The organism is Alteromonas sp. 07-89-2, assembly GCF_013113925.1.
Lineage (GTDB): Bacteria > Pseudomonadota > Gammaproteobacteria > Enterobacterales > Alteromonadaceae > Alteromonas > Alteromonas macleodii.
The window spans coordinates 23,610-40,430 of record NZ_VTYM01000020.1 but is presented as its reverse complement, the minus strand read 5'-3'; the positions used below and the strand labels follow the sequence as shown (position 1 = coordinate 40,430).

The window sequence follows — 16,821 nt, the reverse complement described above, 5'->3', positions numbered from 1 at the left end:
CTACTGTGGATTTTTCAACGTCAGTCTACGATAGCACACAACATAACAATTTTTACCCTGCTGAAAGCACAGGCAAATCACTCTCTTTTAGTGAATTATCAGGCTTTATCACGCAGCTACTTTCTACTCTTGAACTACAAGAGTTAGGTGGCGTGTATTTTCAGCAGCTAAACACGTTGTTACCTATTGTCGGGTTTAGCTTGTCTGACTTTGACTCGCGTTGGGTGTACGGTAATGCAAAGATATCGTCAACACTCATTGATTTACCACTACAAGGTGCCAATGCCGTTAATGGCGATCAAGCTCATGTCTATTACTACATTAGTTCACCCTTGTCGTTATCGCAACGGGAGAGTCTATTCCAACTGCATGATTTATTTGGAAAACAAGTAAAGCACGCTCTTTCATTGATGCGTGTGCAACAGATGGCGACTAAAGATGTGTTAACTGGCTTAGGTAACCGAGCGGGCTTTGAGCAGTCAATGACAAGACAACTCGGCTGGGCGCAAAGACACGATGATCCTTTCGCACTTTTGGTGATCGACTTAGACAACTTTAAGTATGTGAATGATAATTTTGGTCATGGCGAAGGTGACAAAGTACTTGTCCATGTTGCATCACATTTATCTAATGTTCTGCGGGATGAAGACGAAGCATTTCGCTATGGCGGCGATGAGTTTTGTTGTTTGTTAGACTGTCAGTCGCAACAGCAACTAGCTTGTGCAGCCCAGCGTATTCAAATGAGTATCAATAGCTCTAGCTACTTATCTCGCTTAGGCGTATCAAGCAGCCTTGGCGGCGCGATTTATCGCGACGGCGATACGATGAGTAGCCTATTTGACCGTGCTGACAACGCCCTGTATCGCGTGAAAAATTCTGGCAAAAATAGCTATCACGCAGCGTAACGTCGCGATTCGAATTTATTAGGATGGCGGCAAAGCAATGCCGCTTTTGCACATTATTGCCATGGATACCATAAACAAGAGTATCTAGCCCTTTTAAAAAAAAGGCACTTTTAGTGCTACATAGATTCAGTCGAGACTAAAGGTTATTTCTATATCTGGCGCTTTGGGCTGCAGATAAACACAACGTCCTTCAACAATCAGTGCGACAGGCTCGTCGTTAATCAAGATTGCCGGCACGCCGTTTCGCTCCCATCTTGGCACGCGCCATACCTTAAACCATTCTTTCAGCAACTTAGATACGTTCGCATTTTCTGGCTTTACTTTAAGGTTGCGAGCATTGGTTTGCAGAGAAACGGTATCTTCTTCTCGCGCCTTTGGTACTGCAATTCGAATATGGCCTCTGAGCCAAGGAAGCGCGATATTTTGGTTGGGCACTAATTTTAGGTTTTGCGGTACTTCATGAGTAGCGTTCACCACCCAATAAAGGTCTTGGTCAAACCGTATTACCCTGCCCCATTTAAAATTCACTTCAGGGGTTGCGTCATGCTTTGCTTTTAACATGGCAAGTACTTGGTCTGTCTGCGCTTTTGACGGCGACAGCTCGCCTTTAGCTCGAAACCACGCGCGAATGACCATAGCCTGCCACGGTAACGACAATGCAGCGAGCTTTGGCCCGTTTAGCCTTAAATCTGAACGTTTACAATCTTCAAAATATTTTTGGGCAGAATCGCTGACTAGTGCGCTTTGTTCAGCACAAAGCTCGGCGCTGCGCCCCACGGTTTTGGTTAACTTAGGCCATCGCGCCAGCAAGTGAGGTATAATTTCGTTCCTTAAGAAGTTCCTATCAAAGCTATTTTGCTGATTAGATTCATCCTCAACCCACTGCAACATTTCCTCTTCGGCATAAGCTACAATCTCGGCTTTCTCTAGTGCTAGCATAGGGCGCATTATCAAGGTGTCACCTCGGCACTGAACTTCTCCCATACCCGCTAAGCCTTGTGGACCAGCACCGCGTTTAAGCTGAAGCAATACGGTTTCAAGCTGATCTTCGGCATGTTGTCCTAAAAGCAATACACCGCCTATTTGGTCACACACTTCTAACAATGCGTTGTATCGAACCTTACGCGCTTCTGCTTCCAGGCTTTTTCTCGACCCCGTATCAACATCAACTCGATACAAATGAAATGCTACGTCTTCAAGACGACACTGTAATTCGCAGTGCTTTGCCCACTGTTCGGCATTATCACTTAAACCGTGATGTACATGTACAGCATGAATTGGGCTATCAAACTGCTCCCTATACGCAATAACGGCTTGGAGCAGAACTGTCGAATCCACACCACCGCTGTAAGCAACGACGAGTGGCGTTTGAAGTGGTAGCTCTACATCAGTGAGAGATGTCGCTATGCGGTTGACGATATGTTCGATTGTTGGGGATTGTAGAGGGGTCACAGACCGGTAATACCTTATTCTTTCAACGCTATATTTTACTGAGGTTTAACTTTGTATTTGGCTAAGCACTGGCTTTCTAATAACACACTTTCTAATAACACAAGGGGGTTGGTTACCTTTGGTAAACAACCCCCTTGTTCGTATACGACATTACATGACCGACATGAATTAAGCCGCCGCTCGCTAGTTTTTATAGCAAGCGTTTAAACTGATAGAACGCAGCTGTACATAACGGCTAAATGCACCTTTCATGCTAGTTTTCTTAATGAACTTATAATGAGCTTAGCAATAACCGAACGACATCAAACGCTGGTAACGCTCTTCCATCAATTTAGTCTTATCTAGCTCTTTAAGCTGGTTAAGCTGCTGCTTAATGACCGCCTTCAAATTAGCCGCCATGCCATTATGATCGCGATGCGCACCACCTAAAGGCTCTTCAACAATGCTGTTAATCAGGCCTAGCTCTTTAATTTGTGGCGCACTTACGCCCATCGCTTCAGCAGCGAGTGGTGCTTTTTCTGCGCTTTTCCACAAAATAGACGCACAACCTTCTGGTGAAATAACCGAGTACGTAGAATATTGAAGCATATTAACGCGATCGCCAACACCAATCGCGAGTGCACCACCTGAACCACCTTCACCGATTACGGTACACACGATTGGAACAGTAAGCTCAGCCATTTCGAATAAATTTTTCGCGATTGCTTCACTTTGGCCACGCTCTTCAGCGCCAACACCAGGATACGCTCCCGGCGTATCGATAAAGGTGATGATAGGCATATTGAAGCGCTCGGCCATCTTCATAAGACGCAAGGCTTTACGGTAGCCTTCTGGTTTAGGCATACCGAAGTTACGCTTAATTTTTTCGTTGGTGTCACGCCCTTTCTGATGACCAATAATCATCACCGGCTGATCATCTAGCATTGCTGGGCCACCAACAATCGCTTTATCGTCAGCAAATGCGCGATCACCAGCAAGCTCGTCGAATTCTGTAAAAATACGAGGAATGTAATCTAACGTGTATGGACGCATTGGGTGACGTGCAAGTTGAGAAACTTGCCATGCGCCAAGATCAGAAAAGATCTTTTTAGTCAGCTCTGCGCTTTTACCGCGAAGCTTATTGATTTCTTCTTCAATACCAACGTCAAACTCGCCACCTTGATTCACCAACCTAAGCTCTTCAATTTTTGCTTCTAGTTCGGCTATTGGCTGTTCAAAGTCCAAAAACTGTATACTCATTTCATGTCCTATTCGTACTACGCTCGTCTATGCAAACGCGAGATGTCCAATCTATCGAACTCTTACCCTTAATGGTAGAGAATTGAAACGGCTTTGTCTCCCAAACATTGTTTGAGATCGTGCAAAAGTTGGTCTTCAGGGGTAACGTACCATCTTGCACCACACGCTAAGATTACTTCAGCGTCTGGATGGGTTACCGCTAACTGAACAGGACAACTTCCACCGTTAAATGCCTGCAGGATAGATTGCATCTGACTCATTTTCTTCGGTTCAAGCAGCTGGGTATCAATATTAAGTGCCAGCGCTCTCGCGTTTTTCTCTCGTGCCTGAACAATGTCCATTACATCACGGGCGGTGATTGTATTGCCCCCAGAGAAATCATCAAAGCTGACCTGTCCCTTTATAAGCAATATTCTGTCAGTTTCTAACACACTTTCGAACTGTTCGTACATATCGGGGAAGAAACGTACGTCTATTCTGGCACTCTTATCATCCAGTGTCACTATGGCCCAGCGACGACCCCGCTTGTTCGTCATAACACGCACGCCAAGCACCAGTCCTACTGCACTGGCCATTTGATCTTTATTGGTTGGTTTTAAATCAACTAATCGACCGTCGGTGTAGTAACGCAGTTCTTCCGCGTACTGATTGATGGGGTGGCCGGTTAAGTACAAGCCTAGGGTGTCTTTTTCACCTTCTAGCCATACTTTTTCAGGCCACTCAGGGACATCGGCAAACGCTTGCTTTACGTCTTCTGGCTCGGTAGTCAGTAGGCCAAACATGTCGGACTGACCAAAAGACTCGGCTTTTGCATGCTGTCCAGCGGCGGCAAGGGCCTCGGGTAAACTCGCCATAAGACTAGCGCGATGGGGGCCTAAGTTGTCCATTGCCCCCGCTAATACTAGCTTTTCTAACACTCGCTTGTTTACCCGTTTAATGTCTATTTTGGCGCAGAAATCAAATAGATCCTTAAAGGCCCCTTGGGTCTCCCGCGCTTCAATAATCGCTTCAATTGGGCCTTCACCTACCCCTTTAATCGCACCGATACCGTAAACAATGCGGCCTTCGCTATCGACGGTAAATTTGTATTTACCTGCATTTAAATCTGGCGGCAGTATTTCGATGCCCATGCGCTCACATTCATCGACAAGCGTCACGATTTTATCGGTGTTATCCATATCCGCCGACATTACCGCAGCCATGAATTCCGCAGGATAATGCACTTTCAGCCACAGGGTTTGGTAAGACACCAAGGCATAAGCGGCAGAGTGAGATTTGTTAAACCCGTAACCCGCGAACTTTTCTACCAAGTCGAAGATTTTCATTGCTAGGTCTGGGTCAATATTATTGCCCTTCGCACCCTCGGCGAACGTGCCGCGCTGCTTAGCCATCTCTTCAGGTTTTTTCTTACCCATCGCTCGACGAAGCAAGTCAGCGCCGCCCAGCGAGTAGCCCGCCATTTCCTGGGCTATCTGCATTACCTGTTCCTGATACAAGATAATGCCATAGGTAGGCTCTAGAATTTCCTGCAAGCACTCGTGCTGATATTCAGCATCGGGGTAGGAAATTTCTTCACGCCCGTGCTTACGGTCAATAAAGTTATCTACCATGCCTGATTGCAGCGGGCCCGGACGGAAAAGGGCCACCAGTGCGATAATATCTTCGAAGCAGTCAGGTTTAAGGCGCTTAATTAGCTCTTTCATACCGCGAGATTCCAGCTGGAATACCGCAGTTGTCTCGGCGTTTTGAAGGGTTCTGAAACTCTTAGGATCTTCAAGAGGAATAGCGCTGATATCGACATCAACGTTCTTCCCTTCTTTGATCATATCTATTGCCCACTGAATAATAGTCAGCGTACGAAGACCTAAGAAGTCGAATTTTACCAAGCCTGCCGTTTCAACGTCGTTTTTGTCGAACTGGGTTACGGGGTTTTTACCTTCGTCATCACAATACAAAGGCGAGAAATCAGTAATTGTGGTTGGCGCAATAACAACACCACCGGCGTGTTTACCAGCGTTTCGGGTAACCCCTTCAAGTATTCGCGCCATATCGATAAGGTCTTTCACTTCCTCATCGCTTTCATAAACTTCTGGTAGCTGTGGCTCTGCTTTAAACGCCTTTTCAAGCGTCATACCTGGATCTGGTGGAATAAGCTTTGAGATTCTGTCTACAAAGCCGTATGGGTGACCAAGTACGCGGCCTACGTCGCGCACTACCGCTTTTGCCGCCATAGTACCAAACGTAATGATCTGCGATACCGCCTGACGCCCGTAAAGCTCAGCAACGTGATCGATTACCTCGTCTCGTCTATCCATACAGAAGTCGACGTCGAAGTCGGGCATGGATACACGCTCTGGGTTCAAGAAACGCTCGAATAGCAAGTCGAATTCAAGTGGGTCTAGGTCGGTAATTTTTAGGGCATAAGCCACTAATGAGCCCGCACCAGAACCCCGCCCTGGTCCTACCGGAATTCCGTTATCCTTACTCCACTGAATGAACTCCATTACAATAAGGAAGTAGCCTGGGAAACCCATTTGGTTGATAACTTCAAGCTCAATGCGAAGTCGGTCATCGTACTCTGGACGTTTCGCTTTGCGCACTTCTTCATCGGGAAATAGAAATTCTAGACGTTCTTCCAACCCCTCTTCAGACACCTTAACCAAGAAGTCTTCGGTGGTCATGCCGCCGGTTGGAAATTGCGGTAAGAAGTACTCGTTTAACCGTACGGTAACGTTACAGCGCTTGGCAATTTCAACCGTATTTTCTATGGCTTCAGGAATATCGCTAAATAACTCAACCATTTCCTCCGCAGTGCGCAGATATTGCTGGTCACTGTATCGTTTAGGCCGGCGGTTATCATCAAGCGTGTAGCCATCGTGAATACATACACGAATTTCGTGAGCATCAAAGCCTTCACGGTCAATAAAGCACACTTCATTGGTGGCGACCACGGGTAAGCCGCGCTGCTCAGCAAGCTCCACGGCAAGGTGCAAGTAATCTTCCTCACCTTGTCTACCGGTTCTAATAAGCTCTAAATAAAAGCGGTCGGGAAAATGAGTTTGATAAAACTCAAGGGCACTGTCGAGAATTTTGGCGTTGTTTTTCATTAAACCCACACCAACATCACCATGCTGTGCACCCGATAACGCAATCACACCTTCACTGTGTTCTGCCAACCATTCTTGATCAATGACTGCTCGGTGTGAGAGGTGCCCGCGAAGATAGGCCTTGGAGATAAGAATAGTAATGTTCTTATATCCCTCATTATTCATCGCAATAAGGGTTAGTCTGAAAGGTTCATCGCCAAAGACTTCATTAGTAACCCAAAAATCAGTGCCGATGATGGGCTTAATACCTAAGTTATGTGCCTCGGAATAAAACTTTACCAAGCCGCACATATTCATTTGGTCGGTGATCGCCACGGCAGGCATGCCAAGCGCGGCCACTTTACCTAGAATAGGTTTAACCTTATTCAGGCCGTCCATCATCGAAAAGTCGCTGTGAACACGTAAATGAATAAATGGCGATGACATGATGTTATTTCTCTTCGAGTAGCGCTTTTACAGGTTTAAAACTTTTTCGATAGCAATCTAAGATGCCATATTCAGCGATGGCTTCAAAGTGTGCTTTTGTGGGGTAACCTTTGTGCCCGGCAAAGTTATATTGCGGGTAGGCCTCGTGAAGCGAAATCATATCGTTATCTCGCTCTACTTTGGCAATAATGGAAGCCGCTGAAATTTCTGCGTGCAGGCTATCGCCTTTCACTACCGCTTCAGACTCAAAATTCCACGCAGGAACCCGGTTGCCGTCTACACGCACAAAGTCAGGCTTTACAGGTAGACCTTCCACTGCGCGGATCATGGCGAGCATGGTAGCGTGCAGTATATTAAGCTTGTCTATTTCTTCTGGGCTCGCTCTGCCGATATTCCAGTAGAGTGCTTTTTCACGAATTTCTTGGGCAAGCGCTACGCGCTTTTTTTCACTCAGTTTTTTAGAGTCGGTTAGCCCTTCAATGGGATTTTCAGGGTCGAGAATGACCGCGGCGGTGACCACATCACCGACTAACGGGCCACGACCTACTTCATCAACGCCGGCAATTAACTTATGCAAACAATTCCTCCACGACAGCTTTTGCTGCTGTTTTATCAGCGTTGCATTTTAGCGTATGGTGGAGGTCGGTGAAATGGGAAATAAGGGCTGAATTATCACTTTCGAAGAAGTTGAGTAGCTGATTGCTCATATTCTCTGCATTTACTTCTTCTTGTAGTAATTCAGGAATAATAGCTTCATTAGCCAATAGATTTGGCAACGTGAAGAAAGGCGCTTTATACAAGCGCTGCATAATTTTATACGTGAGTGGTGCAAGTAAATAAGCGGCCACCATGGGGCGCTTACACAACATGGCCTCTAAAGTAGCCGTCCCTGAAGCAAGCAAGATAACATCACTAGCTATCATCGCATCTCGCGATGTGCCTTGCGTTACCTGAATGGGTAAACGTTCCTCTGCATTATTGGCTTCCAGCAAAAGTGCTTTTATTTGTGCAAGACGATGTTCGTTAGCAGCAGGGATAAGAAATTGAATGTCGCTGCGTTTAGCATGAATAGCTTCTATGGTCTCCAGAAATACTGGAAGTAGCGTTTCTACTTCGCCTCTGCGTGAGCCGGGAAGTACAGCCAATACGGAAGCATTACTATCTACACCTAATTCTTGGCGCGCCGCATTTTGGTCGGGCTCAATTGCTATAGCGTCAGCCATTGTGTGTCCCACAAAGGTATAGGGAACATGGTATTTATCGTAAACCTGCTGCTCGAAAGGAAATAAACCCAACACACGATTAGTCGCTTTCGCTATTTTATGGATGCGCTTTTCACGCCACGCCCACACAGTAGGACTCACATAGTGCATGGTTTTGATACCGCGTGCTTTAAGCGCTTTTTCTACTCTTAGATTAAAATCAGGCGCATCAATGCCCACAAAAATATCTGGCGGATTTTTCTCGAAGTGAGCAAGAAGCTGCTTTTTAACTTTCAAGATGGCAGGTAGATGGGAGAGAACTTCAACAAGCCCCATAACCGACAAGGTTTCCATATCGAAAAGACTATGAAAACCCGCGTTTATCATATTTGGACCGCCAATACCTTCGATAACAGCATCAGGGTATTGGCGTTTTAACTCTGCAACCATTCCGGCGGCAAGCACGTCACCAGAGGGCTCTCCGGCAACCATGCCGATACGGATAGGCGTAGACATAATTAGCGAATAATGCCTCGCTCAGAGTCTTGTAAGAACTTCACCATAAGGGCCACACCAGGGAACTCCTGTGCGGGTTCGGCAAGTTTTTCAATGGCTTCATCTACGGTATTGCCTTCACGGTATATTGCTTTGTAAGCGCGTTTAATGGCCATAACTTCTTCTTTGCTGAAGCCACGACGCTTAAGTCCTTCAGAATTAATACCCTGAGGAATATTTTTCTGACCGCTGACCATTACAAAGGGAGGCACGTCGCGCAGAATAATGCCGCCAGCGCCCAAGAACGAATGGGCACCAATCTTACAGAACTGGTGAATACCTGCGGCACCGCCAACAATAACGTGGTCGTCCATGTGAACATGGCCAGCAATCGCAACACTGTTTGCAATAATAATGTCGTTGCCAAGAACACAATCATGGGCAACATGAGAGTTGGCCATAAATAAACAGCGAGAACCGATTATGGTAATGCTGTTGTCTTGAATAGTGCCTCGGTGAACCGTTACCCCTTCCCTAAACTCGTTATCGTCACCGATGACAAGTTCAGTAGGCTCGCCCGCATACTTCTTATCTTGGCAGTCTTCACCAATTGAAGAAAACTGATAAAACTTATTGTTTTTACCGATACGCGTTGGGCCGCGTACCACCACATGTGATTTCAGAATACAGCCATCGCCTATGGTGACGTTGTCGTCTACCACACAAAATGGGCCAATGGTGACATTTTCACCAATCGTTGCACTTTCTGAAATTACCGCAGTTGGATGGATCACGTTAAGCTATCTCTCTCATCGCACACATAAACTCTGCAACACAAGCGATATCGCCATCAACGCTTGCAGTGCCTTTAAATTTCCAAATCCCTCTGCGCTCTTTAACTAGAGCAACATCAAACTCAAGCCTGTCACCTGGAACAACAGGACGCTTAAAGCGTGCGTTATCAATCCCTGCATACAAGTATAACTTATCATTGTTACCCATTGTCTTAAATCCTAAAACACCGGCAGCTTGTGCCATAGCTTCAAGAATTAATACCCCTGGGAAAATTGGCTGTTCAGGGAAGTGCCCCATGAAACACGGCTCATTGATAGTGATATTCTTATAAGCCTTTACAGACTCACCCAGAACATAGTCTGTTACACGATCAACAAGTAGGAAGGGATACCGATGAGGTAACAGTTCCAATATTTCCTGAATTTCGATGGTATTAAGTGAATTGGCCAAAAACTTTCTCCTGTATACAAGCATGACCTACAACTATTTTATACCAATACAGATGATTGATTGGCATTCTGGTCAAACTCGCCGTAAAAACTAAAAACGGCGGCAACCATACGCTGTTAAGCGCAAAAAACAAATCAGACCAACACCTTTGGGGAGTTGGTCTGATAAATTTTACAACTGACTAGTGCAGTTATTAGTTAGTTTTGCTTACTTGCTGAAGAACTTGCTCAGATAAGTCGTGCTCTTCTTTTGCAAACGCAACTGCACCAGAGTTAAGTACCAGGTCATAACCTTGCTTTGCTGCAACAGAGTCAATAGCTTGCTTGATTAGGCCAAGAAGCTTGTTGCGCTCTTCGTTGCTGCGACGTTGAATGTTTTGCTGCAAAGGTTGACCTTTTTTAGCTAGCTCTTCACGTACTGACAAGATTTTTTGTTCTAGTTCTTTCTTCTCTGCATCGCTCATTGTCGCTGCGTCGCGCTGAAGACGTTCTGCGTAGAACTGACCATCACGCTGCAGTTGATTCACTTCTTCAAGCTGATCTTTAAATTCAGCTTGAATAGCGTTTTGAATTTCAGCCGCTTGAGGCATCGCTTGGAAAATACCTTGCACATCGACAACTGCAACTTTCTGCTCAGCCATTACAGATGTACTAACTAAAGCGCTACCCAACATTGCTCCTGCAACGATATGTTTAACCAACTGTTTCAAAGGGAACTCCTTTTGTAAATCTTATTATAGAGCGCGCCTTAAAACGCGCCCGCTTTAATGTCTTAGAAAGTTTGACCAATGTTGAAAGTGAAGAATCTCGCATCGTCACCATCACGTTGCTGTATCGCTTTCGAGAAGCTGAATACCATCGGTCCCATTGGCGATATCCACTGGACTGATATACCTGCCGAGCTACGATACAGGCTCCAGTCAGAATAGTCCAATAGCTCGCCATTTTGCGATGATGCTATGTCAAACTGACGGTAATAGTCATAGTCGAACTCAGTATCCCACACGTTACCCACATCCACAAACAAACTTGTGCGAACTGAATTATCCATTTCTTCTTCAACAAACGGTGTAGGAACTATAAGTTCTACACCACCAAGGGCCATAGCGTTACCACCTAGGCTTCGCGTCGACCAAGATAGCTGAGCATCAGCTGGATCGCCTGGGAACACTTCACCGTCAGGCCCAACAATGGTACCCGTATTGCCTAAGAATATACCGCGAGGACCTACCGTGTTGTTTTCAAAGCCACGTAGTGAGTCTGAACCACCCGCAGTAAAGTTCTCTGTAAACGGTAATATTTGTTCATTACCGTTAATATCACCATAACCATTACCGTAGCCAAGACGTACACGCGCTAAGAAAGACCAACGCTGGTTACGAGATAATGGGAAGTACCACTTACCGTCAAATACTGTCTTGAAGTAGTTAACGTCTGAGTTAGGCGTTGTAATACTGAATGACGCACGCTGAGATGAACCGGCGGTTGGGAACAAACCGCGGTTAAGCGTACTTCTGCTCCAACTTATGCTAGCCAAATAGCTATCATATTTAATAGCCGCGTCTGGGTCTTCACCGTTAGTAAACTGATTATAGAACTGCTCAGTCTGCTCGTAGTAGCCACGGTTGAATAGCTCTACGTTGCTGTAGGTCAAACCGAAGTTAATACGGTTGAATTCGTTAATCGGATAACCAATGTTCGCACCAATAGACCAACGTTTTGAGTTGTACTGGATTACGTTAAAGTCAGAGCCGTCGAATTCACTGTAGCCTATGCTTCCACCCAAGCTGATACCATCAATGGTAAAGTAAGGGTCGTTATACGTGATTTGCGCACTACGCTGGTAAGATACCGTACTTAGGTTCAGGCCTACTCGTTTACCTGTACCTAAGAAGTTATCTTGTTGGATACCCGCCTGCAGGCTAAGTTTCGTTCTATCACCGTAACCAATACCTGCGTTGAACGAGCCCGAAGGCTGTTCTTTGACGTTAAAATTAACGTCTACTTTATCTTCCGACCCCGGAATACGTACCGTTTCAAACTCAACTTCTTCCATATAGGTAAGACGAGAAAGCTGGTTCTTAGAAGACTCCAGTAAGTTATTCGACAGCCACGTGCCTTCCATCTGACTAACGTTCTGACGTAGTACATTATCTGCTGTTACCACGTTGCCGTTAAACTTAATACGGTTGACGTATATACGCTTACCTGGGTCAACAGACAGCGTGAGCTTAACCGTTTTGTCTTCGTCATTAATTTCAGGAACCGTAGTTACTGTTGGGTAAGCGTACCCGAAGCGACCAAGATACTTACTGATAAATTCTTCTGTATACGTTACTTCGGCTTGGTTATAGAGTTCACCCGTAGTAAGTGGAAGCACGCGTTCAATATACTCTTCATGTCCGAGTACATCGCCTACCAATTCCACTTCAGAAATGGTGTATTGCTCACCTTCTGTTACGTTCATGGCAATGTAGATACCTGACTTTTCAGGTGTCATCGAAACCTGCGTAGAGTCAACGTTAAAGCGAAGGTAACCACGGTTTAAGTAATGGTTACGCAGCGTTTCCATGTCCCCTTGCAGCGTTTGCTGCTGATAGCGAGTTTCCGACAGAAAATCCCACCAAGGCGTGTCGTATTGTAGCTCAAAAGCATCCATCAGCTCTTCGTCTGAGAAGATTTCGTTACCTACAATATTAATTTGTTCAATTTCAGCCGCGTCGCCTTCTTCGAAAAGTAATTTCAAGTCAACACGATTACGCGGTAGCGGCGTTATGATAGCCGTTACATCAGCATTATATTTACCGATGCTGTAAAAGAAGTCTTTCAGGCCATTCTCAATAGAGGTTAGTACGGTCTTATCAAGCGGCTCACCAATGCGAACCCCGTTTCCGTCCAAGCTTTCCTGAAGTTGCTCATCTTTAATATCATCATTGCCATCAAAAATAATATTACTGATAGTTGGACGTTCAGACACACGTACAACGAGCGTATTGCCATCGCGAAGAATTTCAACATTTTCAAAGTGAGTTGAAGAGTACAACGAGCGAATAAGCTGCGTTACCCTGAATGTATTAAGCTCGTCGCCAACTTGAACGGGCAAGTAGGTTAAGGCTGCACCAAGTGCAACTCGTTGCAAACCTTCTACGCGAATGTCTTCAACGACAAATTCACTGTCTTGCGCCGCAGCATTGGCAAAGCTAGCACTGGAAAGAATGGCTCCGGCTGCTACTAACTGTTTTAACTTCATCTATTTTTCTTTTCCTGGCCGCGTTTTGTATTAGCTGTTTTGTACTTCCTGATTTGTATCAGGTTATGCGAGCGATATCGTTAAAAATTGCGATACCCATGATCATAAACAGAAGCACGCCACCTATTCTGTAACCCCATTCCTGTACCGCTTCAGGCACAGGTTTGCCTGTGATCCACTCCACGATAAAAAACATGAGGTGACCACCGTCAAGCATGGGCAAGGGTAATAAATTTATTATGCCTAAATTTACGCTTATTAAGGCAAGAAAACTCAAAAAGTACGCAAGTCCATACCCAGCACTTGTTCCCGCACCTTGAGCAATTGAGATAGGCCCACTCAAATTTTTCACTGACACGTCGCCCGTGATGAGCTTGCCTATCATTTCGACACTGAGTGTCATAAGACGCCATGTTTTATCTAGCGCCTTCCCAATAGCCTCTATAATGCCATATTGATGCGTAAACACATACCCTTCTGGCCAAGGCTCAAATGTTGGGCTTACACCGAGATATCCACTTTGCCCTTGTGGTGTATCGCGGCGCGCTATCGTGGCATCTAACGTCAGTTGTTGTCCATCCCTTTGTATATCAAGCGAGATATTCTCGCCGGGACTTTCAACGATAACGTCAACTAATCGCTCCCACGATGACAACTTAGCGCCATTTAATGCAAGAAGCTCATCGCCGGGTTTTAAACCTGCTTGCTGAGCCGCGCTTCCTTCACCTACAAACCCAACGATTAATGTTGCATCTGGACGATAAGGGGTTAACCCTAAGCTGCTTAAAGGAGACTCACTATCTGGGTCAAAGTTCCAAGAACCCAATGTAAAAGTCAGTTCTTTTTCGACATTTGACGAATTTTTAACCGTGACATTGGCTTTTTCGGCACCAATATTAGAGACTATTTCCAGGTTTACCGCTTCCCAATCAGGCGTATTCCTGTCGCCTACTTTGATAATCTCATCGCCAGGTTGTACACCAGCAATGGCTGCGATGCTCTCTGGTTCAACGCTTTTAACCACAGGTTTAACGGTTTCCAAGCCTACTAAATACATCAACCACAATGCGAAAAACGCAAAAATAAAGTTGACGCCAGGGCCAGCAGCAATAACCGCCATGCGCTGCAAAACCGGTTTATTGTTAAACGCTTTGTCTTCTAACTCAGGAGGTACGTCATCAATGCGTCCATCGAGCATGCGCACGTATCCACCTAATGGGATCATAGCGATGACATATTCTGTGCCTGATTTACTTGTTTTACGCCATATAGGCTTTCCAAAACCAATTGAGAAGCGCTCTACCTGCACACCGCATTTACGAGCCACATAAAAGTGCCCCCATTCATGTACAGCAACCAAAATACCTAAGGCTACAATGAATGCACCAAGGCTCCATAAAAATGCTAGCACTGGAATTTACCTCGAATAATCTCGTTAGCTTTTGCTCTTGCAAGGCTGTCTTGCTCTAGTATTTGCTGAATAGAATTCACCGACACATTGGGCATAGCATTAAGCGTGGCGTCATTTACTTTAGCAATATCACAAAACTGAATCTTGCCTTCTAAAAAGGCTTCGACAGCCACTTCATTTGACGCATTCACTCGCGTTGTTGCACATTGCCCTTCTTTACACGCATCAATAGCCAGCTTCAAATTCGGATAACGCTCAAAACAAGGGGTTTGAAAACTGAAATTGCCAATGTCAGAAAAGTCGAGCGGCGTCACGCCCGCTTCGATTCGCTCAGGATGCGCCAAACCATAAGCAATAGGGGTACGCATGTCAGGATTGCCCATTTGTGCGATCACGGAGCCATCAACATATTGCACCATAGAATGAATAATACTTTGCGGGTGAATAACCACATCAATATCATCTGCACCAGCACCGAACAACCAACAAGCTTCAATGAACTCGAGCCCCTTGTTCATCATAGTTGCAGAGTCGATTGTAATTTTTCTGCCCATCGACCAGTTAGGGTGTGTACTGGCTTCATCGATTGTAATTGACGAGAAGCTATCAAGCGGTCTTTCTCTAAACGGACCACCAGAACCCGTTAAGAGAATTTTACGAATGCCGGATGCAGCAAAGTTACCGTATTCATAATCGTGCGGTAGGCACTGGAATATGGCGTTGTGCTCGCTGTCGATAGGAAGAATTTCAGCGCCGCTTTGGTTCGCAGCCTCGATAAATAAAGCACCAGACATGACTAACGCTTCTTTATTGGCAAGCAAAACCCGTTTACCCGCTTTTACTGCTGCCAGTGTAGGTAAAAGCCCTGCTGCACCCACAATGGCTGCCATTACAGCATCAACTTCAGGTGCACTGGATACTTCTTCCAGCGCCTTAATACCAGCGAGAATTTCTGCATCCACACCGTACTGGGATGCTAACTCACAGGCTAGTTTGTAGTTTGCGTCATCAGCAATTACCACATAGCGCGGCGCGCATTTCTGAGCCTGCTCCATAAGCAATTCAAGCTGTGAGTTGCCAGTAATAGCAAATACGCGATATTTGTCTGGGTGGCGGTTTATTACGTCGAGTGTATTACAACCAATGGAGCCTGTGGCCCCTAACACTGTTACTGTTTGCATTACGCCATCCAGGTTACATAGCAGAACGCAAAAACAGGGAATGCCGCAGTTAAGCTGTCGATTCTATCGAGTACACCACCGTGCCCAGGGAGAATTTTGCCGCTGTCTTTAATGCCCGCACAACGCTTAAGCATGCTTTCGTTTAAATCGCCAAGGGCGGAAACAGCCACCGTAATACCGCCAATAGCAAGGTGAAGCCAAATACGCGAAGGCTCTACCTGATAGTGAAGGGCCGCAAAAGCGATAATAGCGAATGAAGCTGCAATACCGCCCAACAAGCCTTCTAAACTTTTACCTGGCGATACGTTAGGGCGTAACTTGTGGCGTCCGAATTTTACGCCAACAAAGAATGCACCTATATCTGCAGCCCAAACAATCCCCAGCACATAGAAGATGAGTGAAGCGCCGTAGAAAGGATCAACATCGTGCAAGCTCGTGCGAAGCGCAACAACCGCTACCCATGTGGGTATAAGCGTAAGTGCTCCAAATAGGGTTCTAACGCTGCGACTGTCTTTCCAGAACTTGGAATATTTGGGATAGGCTAGCACCATAAATAAAGACGCTATCCACCATAATACGGCAACCGTTAATATGGCACGGTATAAACCATGTAATTGGCCTTGATACCAAATCGTGCTGGCATCAACAATAAGAGACAAGGCTATACATATGGCAAAGGCACCTGCCATATAAATGAGCTTTTTAGGACGTTCACATACACCTGACATATTCGCCCATTCATAAGCGCCAATGCCGACAACACCAGCAATGGCTATTTCAAACCAAAAAATAGGAAGAAAGAGAATAGCGTAAAGCGCCAGTGGCGCGAGGATTAATGCAGTTATTATTCGTTGTTTTAGCATAATTTGCCCTTGGCTATCGTTACCAGGGCAAGCCTGATAATTGCCT

Annotated in this window: 13 protein-coding genes; 1 reads left to right on the top strand and 12 read right to left on the bottom strand. The window is 45.7% G+C overall.

All coding sequences use genetic code 11. The features are described 5' to 3' along the window. Window positions 1-5: 5 nt before the first annotated feature. Entirely contained in the window at window positions 6-905 is a 900-nt protein-coding gene (locus F0261_RS20235) for a GGDEF domain-containing protein (RefSeq protein ID WP_171338240.1), read from the top strand. A 126-nt stretch (window positions 906-1,031) separates the two neighbouring features. Here F0261_RS20235 and tilS read toward each other — a convergent pair whose 3' ends face one another. The 12 genes from tilS to F0261_RS13660 all read right to left on the bottom strand — a co-directional run bounded on the left by tilS (window position 1,032) and on the right by F0261_RS13660 (window position 16,775). Next, window positions 1,032-2,357 carry a tRNA lysidine(34) synthetase TilS gene (gene tilS, locus F0261_RS20230; protein WP_171338239.1) on the bottom strand — a complete coding sequence of 442 codons (1,326 nt, stop codon included), beginning with the start codon at window positions 2,355-2,357 and terminating at the stop codon, window positions 1,032-1,034. 282 nt (window positions 2,358-2,639) lie between these two features. Then, window positions 2,640-3,596, bottom strand: a complete 957-nt coding sequence (gene accA / locus F0261_RS13710) for an acetyl-CoA carboxylase carboxyl transferase subunit alpha (RefSeq protein ID WP_014948567.1) — start codon at window positions 3,594-3,596, stop codon at window positions 2,640-2,642. Window positions 3,597-3,664: 68 nt separating this feature from the next. Next, window positions 3,665-7,129, bottom strand: coding sequence for a DNA polymerase III subunit alpha (gene dnaE, locus F0261_RS13705; RefSeq protein WP_171338238.1), 3,465 nt, complete (start codon window positions 7,127-7,129; stop codon window positions 3,665-3,667). Window positions 7,130-7,133: 4 nt separating this feature from the next. Further along, window positions 7,134-7,706, bottom strand: coding sequence for a ribonuclease HII (rnhB, locus tag F0261_RS13700; protein ID WP_014997575.1), 573 nt, complete (start codon window positions 7,704-7,706; stop codon window positions 7,134-7,136). Further along, entirely contained in the window at window positions 7,699-8,847 is a 1,149-nt protein-coding gene (gene lpxB / locus F0261_RS13695; protein ID WP_171338237.1) for a lipid-A-disaccharide synthase, read from the bottom strand. The genes rnhB and lpxB overlap by 8 nt, the downstream gene beginning before the upstream one ends. Before the next feature lie 2 nt (window positions 8,848-8,849). Continuing rightward, window positions 8,850-9,620: an acyl-ACP--UDP-N-acetylglucosamine O-acyltransferase gene (gene lpxA / locus F0261_RS13690; protein ID WP_014948563.1), complete on the bottom strand. Its 771-nt coding sequence runs from the start codon at window positions 9,618-9,620 to the stop codon at window positions 8,850-8,852. A 1-nt stretch (window position 9,621) separates the two neighbouring features. Then, complete coding sequence (gene fabZ, locus F0261_RS13685; protein ID WP_014948562.1) at window positions 9,622-10,071, bottom strand: 3-hydroxyacyl-ACP dehydratase FabZ; 450 nt, start codon at window positions 10,069-10,071, stop codon at window positions 9,622-9,624. Window positions 10,072-10,264: 193 nt separating this feature from the next. After that, window positions 10,265-10,780: an OmpH family outer membrane protein gene (locus F0261_RS13680; protein WP_039230508.1), complete on the bottom strand. Its 516-nt coding sequence runs from the start codon at window positions 10,778-10,780 to the stop codon at window positions 10,265-10,267. Window positions 10,781-10,842: 62 nt separating this feature from the next. After that, window positions 10,843-13,320: an outer membrane protein assembly factor BamA gene (gene bamA / locus F0261_RS13675; protein WP_171338236.1), complete on the bottom strand. Its 2,478-nt coding sequence runs from the start codon at window positions 13,318-13,320 to the stop codon at window positions 10,843-10,845. A 58-nt stretch (window positions 13,321-13,378) separates the two neighbouring features. Further along, window positions 13,379-14,731, bottom strand: coding sequence for a sigma E protease regulator RseP (gene rseP, locus F0261_RS13670; protein WP_171338235.1), 1,353 nt, complete (start codon window positions 14,729-14,731; stop codon window positions 13,379-13,381). Further along, window positions 14,725-15,912: a 1-deoxy-D-xylulose-5-phosphate reductoisomerase gene (gene ispC, locus F0261_RS13665; protein WP_171338234.1), complete on the bottom strand. Its 1,188-nt coding sequence runs from the start codon at window positions 15,910-15,912 to the stop codon at window positions 14,725-14,727. The genes rseP and ispC overlap by 7 nt, the downstream gene beginning before the upstream one ends. Continuing rightward, complete coding sequence (locus F0261_RS13660) at window positions 15,912-16,775, bottom strand: phosphatidate cytidylyltransferase (RefSeq protein WP_014948557.1); 864 nt, start codon at window positions 16,773-16,775, stop codon at window positions 15,912-15,914. Before F0261_RS13660 ends, ispC begins: the two co-directional genes overlap by 1 nt. Between the last annotated feature and the right edge of the window lie 46 nt (window positions 16,776-16,821).